The sequence below is a fragment of the Pseudomonas sp. GW821-FHT09E12 genome (genome assembly GCF_059416085.1).
Genome location: NZ_JBWKOM010000010.1, coordinates 50653 through 65102 on the forward strand (window position 1 = coordinate 50653; position 14450 = coordinate 65102).

The 14450-nt window shown below is 64.3% G+C and carries 14 protein-coding genes; 9 read left to right on the forward strand and 5 right to left on the reverse strand.

The features are described from left to right. Nucleotides 1-24 precede the first annotated feature (24 nt). On the forward strand, nt 25-573 hold the full coding sequence (locus AC07PQ_RS25760; RefSeq protein ID WP_007922891.1) for an RNA polymerase factor sigma-70: 549 nt from the start codon (nt 25-27) through the stop codon (nt 571-573). A 56-nt stretch (nt 574-629) separates the two neighbouring features. On the opposite strand, the gene AC07PQ_RS25765 is transcribed toward AC07PQ_RS25760, so the two are convergent. The 3 genes from AC07PQ_RS25765 to AC07PQ_RS25775 form a co-directional block, all read right to left on the reverse strand. Further along, a complete protein-coding gene (locus AC07PQ_RS25765; RefSeq protein ID WP_007922893.1) occupies nt 630-1067 on the reverse strand; it encodes a hypothetical protein in 438 nt (145 codons plus the stop codon). A gap of 83 nt (nt 1068-1150) precedes the next feature. Beyond that, the gene (locus AC07PQ_RS25770; protein ID WP_007922895.1) at nt 1151-1942 is read right to left on the reverse strand and encodes a substrate-binding periplasmic protein; all 792 of its coding nucleotides are present in this window, start codon (nt 1940-1942) and stop codon (nt 1151-1153) included. Nucleotides 1943-2049: 107 nt separating this feature from the next. Further along, nucleotides 2050-2673, reverse strand: coding sequence for a TetR/AcrR family transcriptional regulator (locus AC07PQ_RS25775; RefSeq protein ID WP_009044910.1), 624 nt, complete (start codon nt 2671-2673; stop codon nt 2050-2052). 210 nt (nt 2674-2883) lie between these two features. Here AC07PQ_RS25775 and AC07PQ_RS25780 point away from each other — a divergent pair, with 210 nt between their 5' ends. The 8 genes from AC07PQ_RS25780 (at nt 2884) to ppnP (ending at nt 12405) form a co-directional block, all read left to right on the forward strand. Beyond that, complete coding sequence (locus tag AC07PQ_RS25780; RefSeq protein ID WP_493186436.1) at nt 2884-4674, forward strand: acyclic terpene utilization AtuA family protein; 1791 nt, start codon at nt 2884-2886, stop codon at nt 4672-4674. Nucleotides 4675-4686: 12 nt separating this feature from the next. Next, complete coding sequence (locus tag AC07PQ_RS25785) at nt 4687-5571, forward strand: SDR family oxidoreductase (RefSeq protein ID WP_007922898.1); 885 nt, start codon at nt 4687-4689, stop codon at nt 5569-5571. A 3-nt stretch (nt 5572-5574) separates the two neighbouring features. Further along, a complete protein-coding gene (gene atuC / locus AC07PQ_RS25790) occupies nt 5575-7191 on the forward strand; it encodes a geranyl-CoA carboxylase subunit beta (RefSeq protein WP_492571794.1) in 1617 nt (538 codons plus the stop codon). Between the two features lie 210 nt (nt 7192-7401). Continuing rightward, on the forward strand, nt 7402-8559 hold the full coding sequence (gene atuD / locus AC07PQ_RS25795; RefSeq protein WP_007930006.1) for a citronellyl-CoA dehydrogenase: 1158 nt from the start codon (nt 7402-7404) through the stop codon (nt 8557-8559). After that, on the forward strand, nt 8556-9353 hold the full coding sequence (locus AC07PQ_RS25800) for an enoyl-CoA hydratase/isomerase family protein (RefSeq protein ID WP_493186435.1): 798 nt from the start codon (nt 8556-8558) through the stop codon (nt 9351-9353). Before atuD ends, AC07PQ_RS25800 begins: the two co-directional genes overlap by 4 nt. Nucleotides 9354-9468: 115 nt before the next feature. Beyond that, entirely contained in the window at nt 9469-11427 is a 1959-nt protein-coding gene (locus AC07PQ_RS25805) for an acetyl/propionyl/methylcrotonyl-CoA carboxylase subunit alpha (RefSeq protein WP_493186434.1), read from the forward strand. A 69-nt stretch (nt 11428-11496) separates the two neighbouring features. Beyond that, nucleotides 11497-12039, forward strand: coding sequence for a 3'-5' exonuclease (locus AC07PQ_RS25810; protein ID WP_493186433.1), 543 nt, complete (start codon nt 11497-11499; stop codon nt 12037-12039). An 81-nt stretch (nt 12040-12120) separates the two neighbouring features. After that, nucleotides 12121-12405, forward strand: coding sequence for a pyrimidine/purine nucleoside phosphorylase (gene ppnP / locus AC07PQ_RS25815; RefSeq protein WP_007930001.1), 285 nt, complete (start codon nt 12121-12123; stop codon nt 12403-12405). A gap of 63 nt (nt 12406-12468) precedes the next feature. Here ppnP and AC07PQ_RS25820 read toward each other — a convergent pair whose 3' ends face one another. Together AC07PQ_RS25820 and AC07PQ_RS25825 are read right to left on the reverse strand one after the other, a co-directional pair. Beyond that, nucleotides 12469-13272 carry an MOSC domain-containing protein gene (locus tag AC07PQ_RS25820; protein WP_062825103.1) on the reverse strand — a complete coding sequence of 268 codons (804 nt, stop codon included), beginning with the start codon at nt 13270-13272 and terminating at the stop codon, nt 12469-12471. Between the two features lie 99 nt (nt 13273-13371). Next, the gene (locus AC07PQ_RS25825; protein WP_009044919.1) at nt 13372-14307 is read right to left on the reverse strand and encodes a chemotaxis protein CheV; all 936 of its coding nucleotides are present in this window, start codon (nt 14305-14307) and stop codon (nt 13372-13374) included. Between the last annotated feature and the right edge of the window lie 143 nt (nt 14308-14450).

Sequence of the window (14450 nt, forward strand, 5' to 3'; positions counted from 1 at the left end):
CCCTTTTGCAGCAAGGTGATTTCCATGACGGAACAAGTATCCACAAGCAGGTGCGATTCACCGCTACTCCAGGCCTTTGTCGACAACCGCCTGATCCTGGTCAAGATCGCGGCGCGCATTACCGGCTGTCGTTCCCGTGCCGAAGACGTGGTGCAAGACGCGTTCTTCCGGCTGCAATCGGCGCCGCAGATCACCTCATCGTTCAAGGCGCAGTTGAGCTATCTGTTCCAGATCGTGCGCAACCTGGCGATTGACCACTATCGCAAGCAGGCGCTGGAGCAGAAGTATTCGGGCACTGAAGAAGAGGGTCTGAATGTGGTCGTGCAGGGAGCGTCGCCGGAAACCTCACACATCAATTTCTCGACCCTGGAACACATTGCCGACGCGCTGACGGAGCTGCCCAGCCGCACCCGCTATGCCTTCGAGATGTATCGCCTGCATGGCGTGCCGCAAAAGGACATCGCCAAGGAACTCGGGGTCTCGCCGACACTGGTGAACTTCATGATTCGCGATGCGCTGGTGCATTGCCGCAAAGTCTCGGGCAACCGCGCCGACACCTACGCCCGCCACTGATCCGCGCCGCACGCTACTCCCGCACCTGATCGCGATAGCCACCGTCAGCCACGGCGCTACCGCGAACAGGAAGGCTCCCGCCAGATCTTCTCGACCGCCTGATGCCGTCCGTCCCCCCGCCCCTGCGCCAGAATCAGCAAGGCGGCGCGCTTGTGGGAAAAATCGAAGGCTCTCCCACAATGCAGGCAACGCTCCTGCTGCTCGAGCCTCTGGCCAGCGTCCTCGGCCAGCCATTCGCTCGGCCCGTGGTCGAGGCATAACGAATGCACCAGGGTCGATAACCAGCCGGCCATCCACTCGTCACGCCACCCTTCTTGCCCACGCAAGGCTTGCAGCACCTCGCTGCCCGCCGGTGGCAGTGGCGTGCCAGGCCCGCGGCTGGCACCGCTCGTTTCAATACCGGCCAGGCGCAGCGGTTGCAGGCCAGCGGGATCAGCGGCGCAACGGCAGGTATCGGCAACGGCCACAGCGGACAGCGTATCGAGAGAGGACATGGCACGGACTCAGCGTCATCAGTGTTCAACCAAGTGACGTGAGCCGCACAGGGAAATTTAGGCAAGCCGCCCTGCGGGCGGCTTCATTTGGCCGGTGGCATGACCACGATGCGGTAGGGATCGAAGATCTTCAGCAATTCACCGCTGTCGCGCAGGCGTCCCAGCAACTTGGCGAAGTCTTCGCCGCTGATCGGCGCCATGGGGCGAATCAGCGCGTAGTGGTGGTAGACCTGATCGATCCGATCGGAGGCGAACAATTGCTGCGCCGTGTCGGCATTGTGCGAAAGGAAATCACTGAGGTAGGAACGGGTCACCAGCGCAATGTCGGCACGACCGCGCAGCACCATCAGCAGGTTGCTGTCGTGGGAATAGGTCAGGGTCGCGTTGTAGGTGTCGGCCAGGTACTTGGGGTCGGCATTGAAGTTGGCGAACGCGTAGTGGTAACCGCTGAACAGGGCCAGGCGCTTGCCCTTGAGGTCGGCGAAATACTCCTGGCCGCGGCCGGGCTCGCGCTGGGCGGTGAAGATCTCGGCATCTTCCAGGCCCATGTCGACGCTGGTATGGGGAATGTTCTGCCAGCCCCAGGCCGGGTTCTCGAAAATCGCCATGTCGACGCGGCCTTGCTCGAAATCGCGAAAACGCCGGGGAATCGAGGTCGGCACCAATACGAATTGGTAGTCGCTCTGCAGCGCGTTCAAGGCGTCCACCAGTTGCGGCAGCAGCCCGGTGTCGGCGCCCTGCTCGGGACGCACGGTATAAGGGGGAAAATGCGCCGCCCCCACGCGTACCAACTGCGCAGCGCAGGCCGGAAAAACCGTCAGGGTGGCCAGGCCCCACACCAGCACTCGCAAAGCCGTCCGCATTGGCGAAGACATCAAGGCAACTCACCTCAAGATAAAGAAACAGGGCAATGCCATTAAAACTAGGCGGTTTCCCTGGCTTCAACAACTTTCCACTGAAGAATTAATTACTTGCAGGAGGCCTACGGCTCCTTGAGCACCAGGGTTAGCGCTTCCTCGGCCAGTTGCTCGAGGGTCATGCTGCCCTCGGCGCGAAACCAGGTGGTGGTCCAGGACAGCGCCCCGGTGAGAAAACGCCGGGTAATGAACACATCGCCCTTGATAAAGCCGGCCTCCTTGGCCTCGCCCAGCACCTGCAACCAGATCCGCTCATAAATGTCGCGCAGCGCCAGGACGTCGGCCTGACCCTGGGCCGACAACGAGCGCCATTCGTAGACCAGCACCGCCATGGCCTCGCCGCTGCCACCCATGATCGATTGCAGCTCGCAGCGGATCAGCGCCAGCACCCGCTCGCGCACGCTGCCGGCCTCGGCCAGTTCGGCGCGCATCAGGGCGGTGTTGTAGTGGATGGTTTCCTCCATCACCGCGCGCAGGATGTCGTCCTTGCTCTTGAAGTGATGAAAGATGCTGCCCGACTGGATGCCCACCGCGCCGGCCAGGTCGCGTACCGTGGTGCGCTCGTAGCCTTTGTTGCGAAACAGGTGAGCCGCGGTTTGCAGCAGCTTGCCGCGGGCGCTGTCCGGATCGGTCAGTTGCCCGTTGGCGACCAGCTGGCGCATCACCAGCAAGGCTTTTTGCTCGTCCACGGCCTCTCTCCTACATTCGCTCGATCGTTATGCGGTGCAGCCTCCTGAAACAGGGAGCTTGCGCGCGCAATTTAAGCCCGTGGGGACAACCAAGCAAGCGCTTGGGAATAAGATATTTCCGACGTTTACAAACCAAGCGCTTGCTTGGTAGTCTCGATCCAGTTCTGTCATCGCGTCTTTTTATCGAGTCTTTTATCGAGAGCCCCAGCCATGACCAAGACCCTTCGCATCGGTTGTGCCAGCGCCTTCTGGGGCGACACCTCGAGCGCCGCCGCGCAACTGGTGGAGGGCGGCCACCTGGATTACCTGGTGTTCGACTACCTGGCCGAGATCACTCTGTCGATCATGGCCGGCGCGCGGATGAAGGATCCCACTGCCGGATACGCCACGGATTTTGTCGAGGTCTTGAGCCCGCTGCTGGGCGAGATCGCCCGGCAGGAGATCCGGGTCATCAGCAACGCCGGCGGGATCAACCCGCAGGCCTGTGCCGCGGCCCTGCAAGCGGCCTGCGACCAGGCCGGCGTAGCCCTGAAAATCGCTGTGCTGCTGGGCGACGACCTGCAACCCCGCTTCAAGCAACTGAGCGGCAGCGGCATTCATGAAATGTTCAGCGGTGCGCCGCTGCCGCCGATGTGCGTGTCCACCAACGCCTACCTCGGCGCCCCCGGGATAGTCGAAGCCCTGAAACTGGGCGCCGACATCGTCATCACCGGTCGCGGGGTCGACAGCGCGGTGGTCAGCGCCGCGCTGGTGCATGAATTCGGCTGGTCCTGGCACGACTACGACAAACTGGCCCAGGCCGCTCTCGCCGGGCACATCATCGAATGCGGCGCGCAGTGCACCGGCGGCAACTTCACCGACTGGCGCGACGTGCCGGACTACGAACACATCGGCTTTCCCATCGTCGAGGTCAGCGCCGACGGCCAGTTCGTGGTGAGCAAGCCCGAAGGTTCCGGTGGCCTGGTCACGCCGCTGACTGTCGGCGAACAACTGCTCTATGAGATCGGCGACCCACGGGCCTATCTGCTGCCGGACGTGGTCTGCGACTTCACCCAGGTCAAACTGCGCCAACAGGGCAAGAATGCGGTCAGCGTGCATGGCGCCAAGGGCCTGCCGCCGACCGGCCAGTACAAGGTCAGCGCCACTTACCCGGACGGTTTCCGCTGCACCGCCAGTTGCCTGATCGCCGGCATCGACGCGGTGGCCAAGGCGCGCCGGGTCAGCCAGGCGATCATCGACAAGACCACGCAAATGTTCGGCCAGCGCGGCTGGGCGCCCTACAGCGAAGTCAATATCGAACTGCTCGGCAGCGAAGCCACCTATGGCCCCCATGGTCAGCGCCAGGACAGCCGCGAAGTGGTGATCAAGCTCGCCGTGCGCCATCCGGACAAACGCGCGCTGGTGCTGTTTTCCCGGGAGATCGCCCAGGCCGCCACGGGCATGGCCCCGGGCCTGACCGGCATCGTCGGCGGCCGGCCCACGGTCTATCCGCTGATCCGCCTGTTCTCGTTCCTGATCGACAAAAACGCCTGCACCCTGGCAGTCGAGATGGCCGCCCAGCACCACCGGGTCGAGCTGCCCGAGCTCGACAGCCTCGACGCCAGCGCCCTGCCCGCGCCCCATGCCGTGGCCAGCCCCGTGGGCCGCGCCGACGCCAGCGTGGCGCTGGTCAAGCTGGCGGTGGCGCGCTCCGGCGACAAGGGCAACCACAGCAATATCGGGGTCATGGCCCGCGACCCCGAATACCTGCCGTGGATCGCCGAGGCCCTGACACCCGCCGTCGTGGTGGACTGGATGAGCCATGTGCTGGACCCGGTGCATGGCCGGGTCCAGCGCTGGTACCTGCCGGGCACCCACAGCCTGAATTTCCTGCTGGAGAACGCCCTCGGTGGCGGCGGTGTCGCCAGCCTGCGCATCGACCCGCAGGGCAAGGCCTTCGCCCAGCAGTTGCTGGAAATCCAGATCCCGGTGCCGCAGAGCATCGCTGATACCGTCAACTGAAGGAGGCTTTTCGTGGGCTACGACTCGATTTTCAAACCCGACCTGTTCGCCGGCCAGACCCTAGTCGTCACCGGCGGCGGCAGCGGCATCGGGCGCTGCACCGCCCATGAACTGGCGGCCCTTGGCGCCCGGGTGCTGCTGGTGGGGCGCAAGGCGGACAAGCTGCACAAGGTGGCCGCGGAGATCGCCGAAGACGGCGGCCAGGCCAGCGGGCATGCCTGCGATATCCGCGACGAGGAAGCGGTCAAGGCCCTGGTCAGCGAACTGATCCGTGACCACGGCCCCTTGCATGGCCTGGTCAACAACGCCGGCGGGCAGTACCCCTCGCCCCTGGCCTCGATCAATCAGAAAGGGTTTGAAACCGTGCTGCGCACCAACCTGGTGGGCGGCTTTCTCATGGCCCGGGAAGTCTTCAACCAGTCCATGAGCAAGCACGGCGGCAGCATCGTCAACATGCTCGCCGACATGTGGGGCGGCATGCCCGGCATGGGCCATTCCGGCGCCGCGCGTTCGGGGATGGACAATTTCACCAAGACCGCCGCGTTCGAATGGGGCCATGCCGGGGTGCGGGTCAACGCCGTGGCGCCGGGCTGGATCGCCTCCAGCGGCATGGACACCTACGAAGGCGCGTTCAAGGCGGTGATCCCGACCCTGCGCGAACACGTACCGCTCAAGCGCATCGGCACCGAGTCGGAAGTCAGCGCCGCCATCGTCTTCCTGCTCAGCCCGGCGGCGGCCTTCATCAGCGGCAGCACCTTGCGCATCGACGGCGCCGCCAGCCTGGGTAGCCGTGCCTGGCCGCTGCACAAGGCGTCCCACAGCGAGTCCTACAACGGCTTCCACCGCGCCTACCTGCCGGACGTGCTTAAGGACGAGCCACTCAAGGACGGGAAATAAGCCATGCCAGTCATACAGTCCCAGCTAGATCCCCACGGCCCGCAGTTCCAGCAGAACCGCGAGGCGATGCTGGCCGGCATCGCGCAGATCCGCCAGCTGGAACAGAACCTGCTGGCCAAGGCCGCCGAGGCCAAGGCGAAATTCGAAAAGCGCGGGCAACTGCTGCCCCGCGAACGCCTCAATCTGCTGCTCGACCCCGGCGCGCCCTTTCTCGAACTGGCGAGCCTGGCCGGCTACAAGCTGCACGACGACAAGGATGGCAGCCAGGCCGGTGGCGGGTTGATCGCCGGCATCGGCTACGTCAGCGGCGTGCGGGTGCTGGTGGTGGCCAACAACAGTGCGATCAAGGGCGGCACCATCTCTCCCAGCGGCCTGAAAAAATCCCTGCGCCTGCAGCAGATCGCCATGGAAAACAAACTGCCGGTGGTGACCCTGGCCGAAAGCGGCGGCGCCAACCTCAATTACGCAGCGGAGATTTTCGTCGAAGGCGCGCGCAGTTTCGCCAACCAGGCACGCATGTCGGCCATGGGCCTGCCGCAGGTCACCGTGGTCCATGGCTCGGCCACCGCCGGCGGGGCCTACCAGCCGGGGCTGTCGGATTACGTGGTGGTGGTGCGCGGCAAGGCCAAGCTGTTTCTCGCCGGCCCGCCATTGCTCAAGGCCGCCACCGGCGAGGTGGCCACCGATGAAGAACTGGGCGGCGCCGAGATGCATGCGCAGGTGGCCGGCACCGCGGAATACCTGGCGGAAAACGACGGCGACGGCGTGCGCATCGTGCGGGAAATCCTCGCAGCCCTGCCGTGGAATGCCCGGCTGCCGCTGCAGCCACCCCGGCCTTATGCGGAGCCGCTGTACCCGATCGACGAGCTGCTGGGGCTGATTCCCGACGACCCGAAAAAGCCGTACGACGCCCGGGAAATCATCGCGCGCATCGCCGACGGCTCGAATTTCCTCGAGTTCAAGGGCGAGTTCGACCAGCAGACCCTCTGCGGCCATTTGCAGATCCAGGGACGCCCTTGCGGTTTTATCGGCAATAACGGGCCGATCACCCCGAAAGGCGCAAGCAAGGCCGCGCAGTTCATTCAGTTGTGCGACCAGAGCGGCACCCCGCTGCTGTTTTTCCACAACACCACCGGTTTCATGGTCGGCACCGAGTCGGAGCAGCAGGGCGTGATCAAGCACGGTTCCAAGCTGATCCAGGCGGTGGCCAATGCCCGGGTGCCGAAGCTGACAATTGTGGTCGGCGGCTCCTACGGCGCCGGCAACTACGCCATGTGCGGCCGCGGCCTGGACCCGCGCTTCATCTTCGCCTGGCCCAACAGCCGTACCGCGGTGATGGGCGGCGCCCAGGCCGGCAAGGTGCTGCGCATCGTTACCGAGGCCAAGCACGCCAAGCAGGGCCAGGCGGCCGATCCGCAGATGCTGGATATGCTGGAACAGGTCACGGCGCAGAAACTCGACAGCCAATCCACGGCCTTGTATGGCAGCGCCAACCTGTGGGACGACGGGCTGATCGACCCACGGGATACCCGCACCCTGCTGGGTTATCTGCTGGATATCTGCCACGAGGCGCAGGTGCGTCAGCTACAACCCAATAGCTTCGGCGTCGCACGGTTCTGACCTGTAGCCGCTGCCGCAGGCTGCGATAAGACCCGAAGGGTCTTCGAGGGCCTCAAGAGCAGGTCCCCTGAGGGGCCGATCGCAGCCTTCGGCAGCGGCTACAGGGACAGCGAGCAGTTCCGCAACGACGGTGTTTTCGGCCTGCGGCAGCGGCTACAGGGGTAACAAGGTTCAGGGATTGCGTCACTCAACTTGAGGAGAACAATAAAAATGATCTTCACCCAGGAACATGAAGAACTGCGGCGCACGGTGCGCAACTTTGTCGAGCGCGAGATCAACCCGCATGTCGAGGAATGGGAAAAGGCCGGGCGCTTTCCGATCCACGAGATTTTCCGCAAGGCCGGCGAACTGGGCCTGCTGGGCATTTCCAAGCCGGAGAAATTCGGCGGCATGGGCCTGGACTACAGCTACTCGATCGTCGCCGCCGAAGAGTTCGGCACCATCCATTGCGGCGGCATCCCGATGTCCATCGGCGTGCAGACCGACATGTGCACCCCGGCCCTGGCGCGCTTCGGCTCCGACGAGTTGCGCGAGGAGTTCCTGCGCCCGGCCATCAGCGGGGAAATGGTCGGCTGCATCGGTGTCTCCGAAGTCGGTGCCGGCTCCGACGTGGCCGGGCTCAAGACCACCGCGCGCAAGGACGGCGACGACTATGTGATCAACGGCAGCAAGATGTGGATCACCAACTCCCCCAGCGCCGACTTCATCTGCCTGCTGGCCAACACCTCGGACGACAAACCCCACGTCAACAAGTCGCTGATCATGGTGCCGATGAACAGCCCCGGCATCAGCCTCAGCCCGCACCTGGACAAGCTCGGTATGCGCAGTTCGGAAACCGCCCAGGTGTTTTTTGACAACGTGCGCGTGCCCCAGCGCTATCGCATCGGCCACGAAGGCGCGGGCTTCATGATGCAGATGCTGCAATTCCAGGAAGAGCGGCTGTTCGGCGCGGCCAACATGATCAAGGGCCTGGAGTATTGCGTCGACAGCACCATCGAATATTGCAAGGAGCGCAAGACCTTCGGCAGCGCGCTGATCGACAACCAGGTGATCCACTTCCGCCTGGCCGAGCTGTCCACCGAAATCGAATGCCTGCGGGCCCTGGTGTACCAGGCCACCGAGCAATACGTGCGCGGTCAGGACGTCACCCGCCTGGCGTCCATGGCCAAGCTCAAGGCCGGGCGCCTGGGCCGCGAAGTCAGCGACAGCTGCCTGCAATACTGGGGCGGCATGGGCTTCATGTGGGACAACCCGGTGGCCCGCGCCTACCGCGACGTGCGCCTGGTTTCGATCGGCGGCGGTGCCGACGAAATCATGCTGGGCATCATCTGCAAACTCATGGGCATCCTGCCGGGGAAAAGAAAATGAGCCGCCTGCCCGCCTGCGAAACCCTGCTGCTGGCGCCCCGTGGCGGCGTCCTGTACATCACCCTCGATCGCCCGGACAGCCGCAACGCCATGAGCCTGCACATGGTCGCCGAACTGCGCGCGGTGCTGGCGGCGGTACGCGATGACCGCGGCATTCGCGCCCTGGTCCTGAGGGGCGCCGGCGGGCACTTCTGCGCCGGCGGCGACCTGAAAGACATGGCCAATGCCCGTGCCCAGGGCGCCAGTGCCTATCAGGAACTGAACCGGGCGTTCGGCACACTGCTCGAGGAAGCCCAGCACAGCCCACAGGTGCTGATCGTGCTGCTGCAGGGCGCGGTGTTGGGTGGCGGCTTCGGCCTGGCCTGTGTCAGCGATATCGCCATCGCCGATCATCAGGCGCAGTTCGGCATGCCGGAAACCAGCCTCGGCCTGCTGCCGGCGCAGATCGCGCCGTTTGTGGTCAAGCGCATCGGCCTGACCCAGGCCCGTCGGCTGGCCCTGACCGCCGCGCGCTTTGATGGCAACGAAGCCGAGCGACTGGGCCTGGTGCATTTTGTCGAAGACGGCCCAGAGGCCCTGGCCGAGCGCCTCGATGAGGTGCTGGCCCATGTGCTGTGCTGCGCGCCCGAGGCCAACGCCGCGACCAAAGCCCTGTTGCTGGCCAGCGCTGAAGAACCGCTGGCGCCGCTGCTCGATCGCGCGGCGGAACAGTTTGGCGCCGCCGTCACCGGTGCCGAAGGCATCGAAGGAACCATGGCCTTCGTGCAGAAACGCAAACCGGCGTGGGCCTCATGAGCCCCATCGCGAGCAAGCTCGCTCCTACCGGTCCGTGACTGGCCTACGCCTTTGTAGGAGCGAGCTTGCTCGCGAAATGCCCGACCAAACACCACCGATCTCAGGAAACCACCTCATGCCCGCCTTCAGCAAAATCCTGATCGCCAATCGCGGTGAAATCGCCTGCCGCATCCAGCGCACCGCCCAAGCCCTGGGTTATCGCACCGTGGCGGTGTTCAGCGATGCCGACGCCGATGCGCTGCATGTGCGGATGGCCGACGAAGCGGTGCGCATCGGCCCGGCGGCGGTCCAACAGTCCTACCTGAACAGCCAGGCGATCCTCGACGCGGCCCGGCGCACGGGCGCCGACGCGCTGCATCCCGGCTACGGCTTTCTGTCGGAGAACGCCGAGTTCGCCAGCGCCTGCGAGGCAGCCGGCATCACCTTTATCGGCCCCAGCGCCGAGGCCATCGAATTGATGGGCAGCAAGCGCCTGTCCAAGCTGGCGATGCTCGCGGCGGGCGTCCCCTGCATCGCCGGTTATCAGGGCGCGGAACAGGACGATGCGACCCTGCAACGCGAAGCCGAACGCATCGGCTACCCGCTGATGATCAAGGCCAGCGCCGGTGGCGGTGGACGCGGCATGCGCCTGGTGCAGCGAGCCGATGAGCTGCTGGCCCAGGTGCGTACCGCGCGCTCCGAGGCGCTGCACGCCTTCGGCAGCGACGAGTTGATTCTGGAGCAGGCGCTGATCGAACCGCGGCATGTGGAGATCCAGGTGTTCGGCGACCGCCACGGCCAATTGATCTACCTCGGCGAGCGCGATTGCTCGATCCAGCGCCGTCATCAGAAAGTCGTCGAGGAAGCGCCCTGCCCGGTGATGACCGCCGAGCTGCGCCAGGCCATGGGCGAGGCCGCCCTCAAGGCCGGTCGGGCGGTGAATTATGTCGGCGCCGGCACCGTGGAGTTTCTCCTCGATGCACGGGGGCAATTCTACTTTCTGGAAATGAACACCCGCCTGCAGGTCGAACACCCGGTCACCGAAATGATCACCGGCCTGGACCTGGTGGCCCTGCAACTGCAGGTGGCGGCCGGTCAACCGCTGCCGCTGCGCCAGGAACAGCTCGAACTCAAGGGTCATGCCATCGAAGTGCGGCTGTATGCCGAGGACCCGGCGCAGGATTTCCTGCCGCAAACCGGCCAGGTACGGCGCTGGGAACCGGCGCTGGGTGCCGATGTGCGCATCGATCACGGCCTGCTGGAAGGCCAGAGCGTCAGCCCGTTCTATGACCCGATGCTGGGCAAGCTCATCGCCCACGGCGCCACCCGCGAAGAGGCGCGCCGCAAGCTGTTGCGCGCGGTCGAGGACTCGGTGCTGACCGGCGTGGCGAGCAACCAGAAGCTGTTGGCGAACCTGCTTCGCCACCCTGGCTTTGCCAGCGGCGAATTCAGCACCGCCTTTATCGCCGAACATTTCACCGACGATCCAAGCCTGCGCCCGCAACCGCCAAGCGGCGCTGAACTGGCCCTGGCCGCGGCACTGTTTTATCAGCACGCGGCCCAGCGTCATGGCGCGGCGCTGGCCGGCTGGCGCAACAACGCCAGTGTGCCGCTGCACTATCGCCTGGGCTCGGGTGAAACCCTGTGGAACCTTGAACTGAATAACCAGGCCGGAACGCTGCGGATTCAACACGCCGACCAAGGCTTCGAGGTACAGCTGCTGGAGACGGATGGCCGCTGGGCCTGCGCGACCATCGACGGTATCCGCCGCCGCTACGCCTACACCCTGGAAGCCGGGCAGCTCTGGCTGTTCACCCGTCCTGGCAGCCTGCACCTTCAAGACCTGAGCCACGCGCCGGTCGCCAGCCAGGACGGCGCCCACAGCGGCATGCTCAAGGCGCCCATGGACGGCGCCATAGTCGACGTACTGGTCAGCGAGGGCGCGACCGTCAGCAAGGGGCAACTGCTGCTGGTGCTGGAGGCGATGAAAATGGAGCATCCGCTGAAGGCCGGGATCGATGGTGTGATCAAGCGGCTGCAGGTCAACCTGGGCGATCAGGTGAAAAACCGCCAGATTCTGCTGGAGGTGGAATAAGCCGCTAGGCGCAGACGTCGGGTTTGGCTACGCTCAAGCCTCATCGGGATGTTGAAGCTGGAGCCTGTGATGCCCCACTGGTTGGTAATTGATCTGGAAGCCACCACGGACGAAGGAGGCTGGCCGCTGACCGACATGGAAATCATCGAGATCGGCGCCACCCTGGTGAACCGCGAAGGGCGTGAACTGGACCATTTCCAACGCTTCGTGCGCCCGCTGCGGCGGCCGATGCTGACACCGTTCTGCCGTGAGCTGACCCACATCACCCAGGCCCAGATCGACGGCGCCCAGCCGTTGAGCGAAGTCTGGCCGATGTTCGAACGCTGGCTGGGCCAGCATCACACGCGCCTGGAGGGCTGGGCCAGCTGGGGCGACTACGATCGCAAGCAACTGCTGCAGGAGTGGCAACGCTCGCAACTGCATAGCGCCCTCGCCCAACTGCCGCACATGAACCTCAAGCAACGCTTCGCCAAGGCCCGCCGCCTCGAACGACCGCTGGGTCTGAACGGCGCGCTGCAACTGGCCGGGCTGCAGTTCACCGGCCAGCAGCATCGCGCCCTTGAAGATGCCCGCAATACGGCGCGTTTATTGCCTCTGATTCTTCCCGGCTGATCCGTCCGCGCAACAGGTGACGCATCTGAAGGCCTTGTGCATACTGGCCGGCCTTTTTGACCCCTTTTTGAGGAATCGCCCATGTTTAAAGTCAACGAGTACTTCGACGGCACCGTCAAGTCGATTGCCTTCGGCACGGCCGAAGGTCCCGCCACCATCGGCGTCATGGCTCCGGGCGAATACGAGTTCGGCACGGCTCAACGGGAAATCATGCACGTGGTTTCCGGCGCCCTGACCGTCAAGCTGCCTGACAGCAACGACTGGGAAACCTTTGCCGCCGGCAGCCAGTTCAACGTACCGGCCAACAGCAAGTTCCAGCTGAAAGTGGCCGTCGACACCGCCTACCTGTGCGAATACCGCGGCTGATCCTCGGCGATAAAAAATGCCCGTATCTGGCGATACGGGCATTTTTCGTTTCTACGCCACCGACTATTCCAGCACCGTGACCGGCATGCCGACTTCCAGGCGGCCAATGCCATCGTTCACCAGGTTCTGCCCGAACATCGCCCCGCCTTCTTGCGCCCGGTACTGCTGCAGCGTGGCCAGCGGTTCACGGTCGGCGCTGCGCTCGCCGGTCTGCGGATCGATGGTGGTGAGAATGCAACGCGCACAAGGCTTGACCACCCGAAACTCGATATCGCCGATGCGGATGCGTTTCCAGCCATCTTCGGCAAAGGCCGGGCAGCCCTCGATCACCAGGTTCGGGCGAAAGCGCAGCATTTCCAGGGGACGGCCGACACGACTGGACAGGTCTTCCCGGGAGGACTCGCCAATCAGCAACAGCGGAAAACCGTCGGCGAAGGCCACCTGATCGTCATCCTTGCCGTAACCGGCCTGAGTGGTGCGCGCACGCTCCGGTGGGACCTGTACCAGGCGGGTCGGCTTGCCGATGAAATCGCTCAGCCAGGCATGGGCTTCGTCGCCGGCATCCGGTACGCGCAGGGTATCGCGCCAGATGGTCACGCCACGTAACGGGGCATCCGCACCAGGCAGTGGCACATCGAGGGATGGGTAGCCGGGAGCACTGAGGGTCAGCCCTCCCTCGGCGTTCCAGAGCGCCGAAAGCTGGCTCATGTGCGGGACCGCACGCTGGGTCAGGAAGCGTCCGCTGGGCTCATCGACCAGCATCCAGCGTCGGTCTCCCTCCAGCCCCAGCCTGTCCAGCGCGACCTGTTGCAGGGACTCGCCCTTGCCGGATTTCAAGGGGTATCGATAAAGCGCGCTGAGACGCATGGCCAGCTCCCGGGTGGCAAAGAAAGCAACCTTATACGAGCCGGCCCGCGAATCAAAGAAGCAGCTGCCGCGCAGGCGTCGCTCCGGCCACGGCTCCCGTCAGGCGGGAACTTCGTCCAGCATCAGGCGCTGGCGCACCACGTCGACCAGTTTGTCCGGCTGGAACTTGGACAGGAAGTTGTCGCAACCGACCTTCTTCACCATCGACTCGTTGAAGCTGCCGGACAGGGAGGTATGCAGCACCACATAAAGGCCGCGCAGACGAGGATCATTGCGGATTTCGGTGGTCAGGCGATAGCCGTCCATTTCCGGCATTTCGGCGTCGGTGAACACCATCAGCAGCTTGTCGGTCATGTCGACCCCGGTATCGGCCCAGGCCTTGAGCATCTTCAGGGCCTTCAGGCCGTCGCTGGCAATGTGCATCTTCACCCCCAACTGACCCAGGGTGTCGCGCAATTGCGACAGCGCCACGTTGGAGTCGTCCACCAACAGCACTTCACGGCCGCGGGCACGTTCGAGGACCGGATCGTCGAGCTTGTCGCGCGACACCTTGGCGTTGTACGGAACGATTTCGGCCAGGACCTTTTCCACGTCGATGATCTCGACCAGTTGATCGTCGACCTTGCTGATCGCCGTCAGGTAATGCTGGCGCCCGGCACTGGTCGGTGGCGGCAGGATGGCTTCCCAGTTCATGTTGACGATGCGGTCGACACCCCCCACCAGGAAGGCCTGCACCGAGCGGTTGTACTCGGTGACGATGATGGTGCTGTTGGGACCCGGCACCAGCGGCCGCATGCCGATCGCCTGGGACAGGTCGATGACCGGCAGCGTCTGCCCCCGCAGGTTGACCACGCCACAGACGAACGGATGGCGCTGGGGCATCAGCGTCAGCTTCGGCAATTGCAGGACTTCCTGCACCTTGAACACGTTGATCGCGAACAACTGTCGCCCGGCCAGACGGAACATGAGGATTTCCAGGCGATTCTCACCCACCAGTTGTGTGCGTTGGTCTACCGTGTCGAGAATGCCGGCCATGTAATGACTCCTGGGCTTGTTCTGATGAATTCACTAACGTGGGTTATCGGCGCAATTCACCGAATCTTGACCCGCATACAAAATGCCATGCAAAGGCATTGATGTCACATTAACATCATGCTTTACTGGCTTCGCGATTTCAC

Bases quoted from the DNA above. Each gene is read 5' to 3' on its own strand.
- AC07PQ_RS25760 (WP_007922891.1), top strand. From the start codon at position 25: ATGACGGAACAAGTATCCACAAGCAGGTGCGATTCACCGCTACTCCAG.
- AC07PQ_RS25765 (WP_007922893.1), bottom strand. From the start codon at position 1,067: ATGTCCTCTCTCGATACGCTGTCCGCTGTGGCCGTTGCCGATACCTGC.
- AC07PQ_RS25770 (WP_007922895.1), bottom strand. From the start codon at position 1,942: ATGTCTTCGCCAATGCGGACGGCTTTGCGAGTGCTGGTGTGGGGCCTG.
- AC07PQ_RS25780 (WP_493186436.1), top strand. From the start codon at position 2,884: ATGACCAAGACCCTTCGCATCGGTTGTGCCAGCGCCTTCTGGGGCGAC.
- atuC (WP_492571794.1), top strand. From the start codon at position 5,575: ATGCCAGTCATACAGTCCCAGCTAGATCCCCACGGCCCGCAGTTCCAG.
- atuD (WP_007930006.1), top strand. From the start codon at position 7,402: ATGATCTTCACCCAGGAACATGAAGAACTGCGGCGCACGGTGCGCAAC.
- AC07PQ_RS25800 (WP_493186435.1), top strand. From the start codon at position 8,556: ATGAGCCGCCTGCCCGCCTGCGAAACCCTGCTGCTGGCGCCCCGTGGC.
- AC07PQ_RS25805 (WP_493186434.1), top strand. From the start codon at position 9,469: ATGCCCGCCTTCAGCAAAATCCTGATCGCCAATCGCGGTGAAATCGCC.
- AC07PQ_RS25810 (WP_493186433.1), top strand. From the start codon at position 11,497: ATGCCCCACTGGTTGGTAATTGATCTGGAAGCCACCACGGACGAAGGA.
- ppnP (WP_007930001.1), top strand. From the start codon at position 12,121: ATGTTTAAAGTCAACGAGTACTTCGACGGCACCGTCAAGTCGATTGCC.
- AC07PQ_RS25820 (WP_062825103.1), bottom strand. From the start codon at position 13,272: ATGCGTCTCAGCGCGCTTTATCGATACCCCTTGAAATCCGGCAAGGGC.
- AC07PQ_RS25825 (WP_009044919.1), bottom strand. From the start codon at position 14,307: ATGGCCGGCATTCTCGACACGGTAGACCAACGCACACAACTGGTGGGT.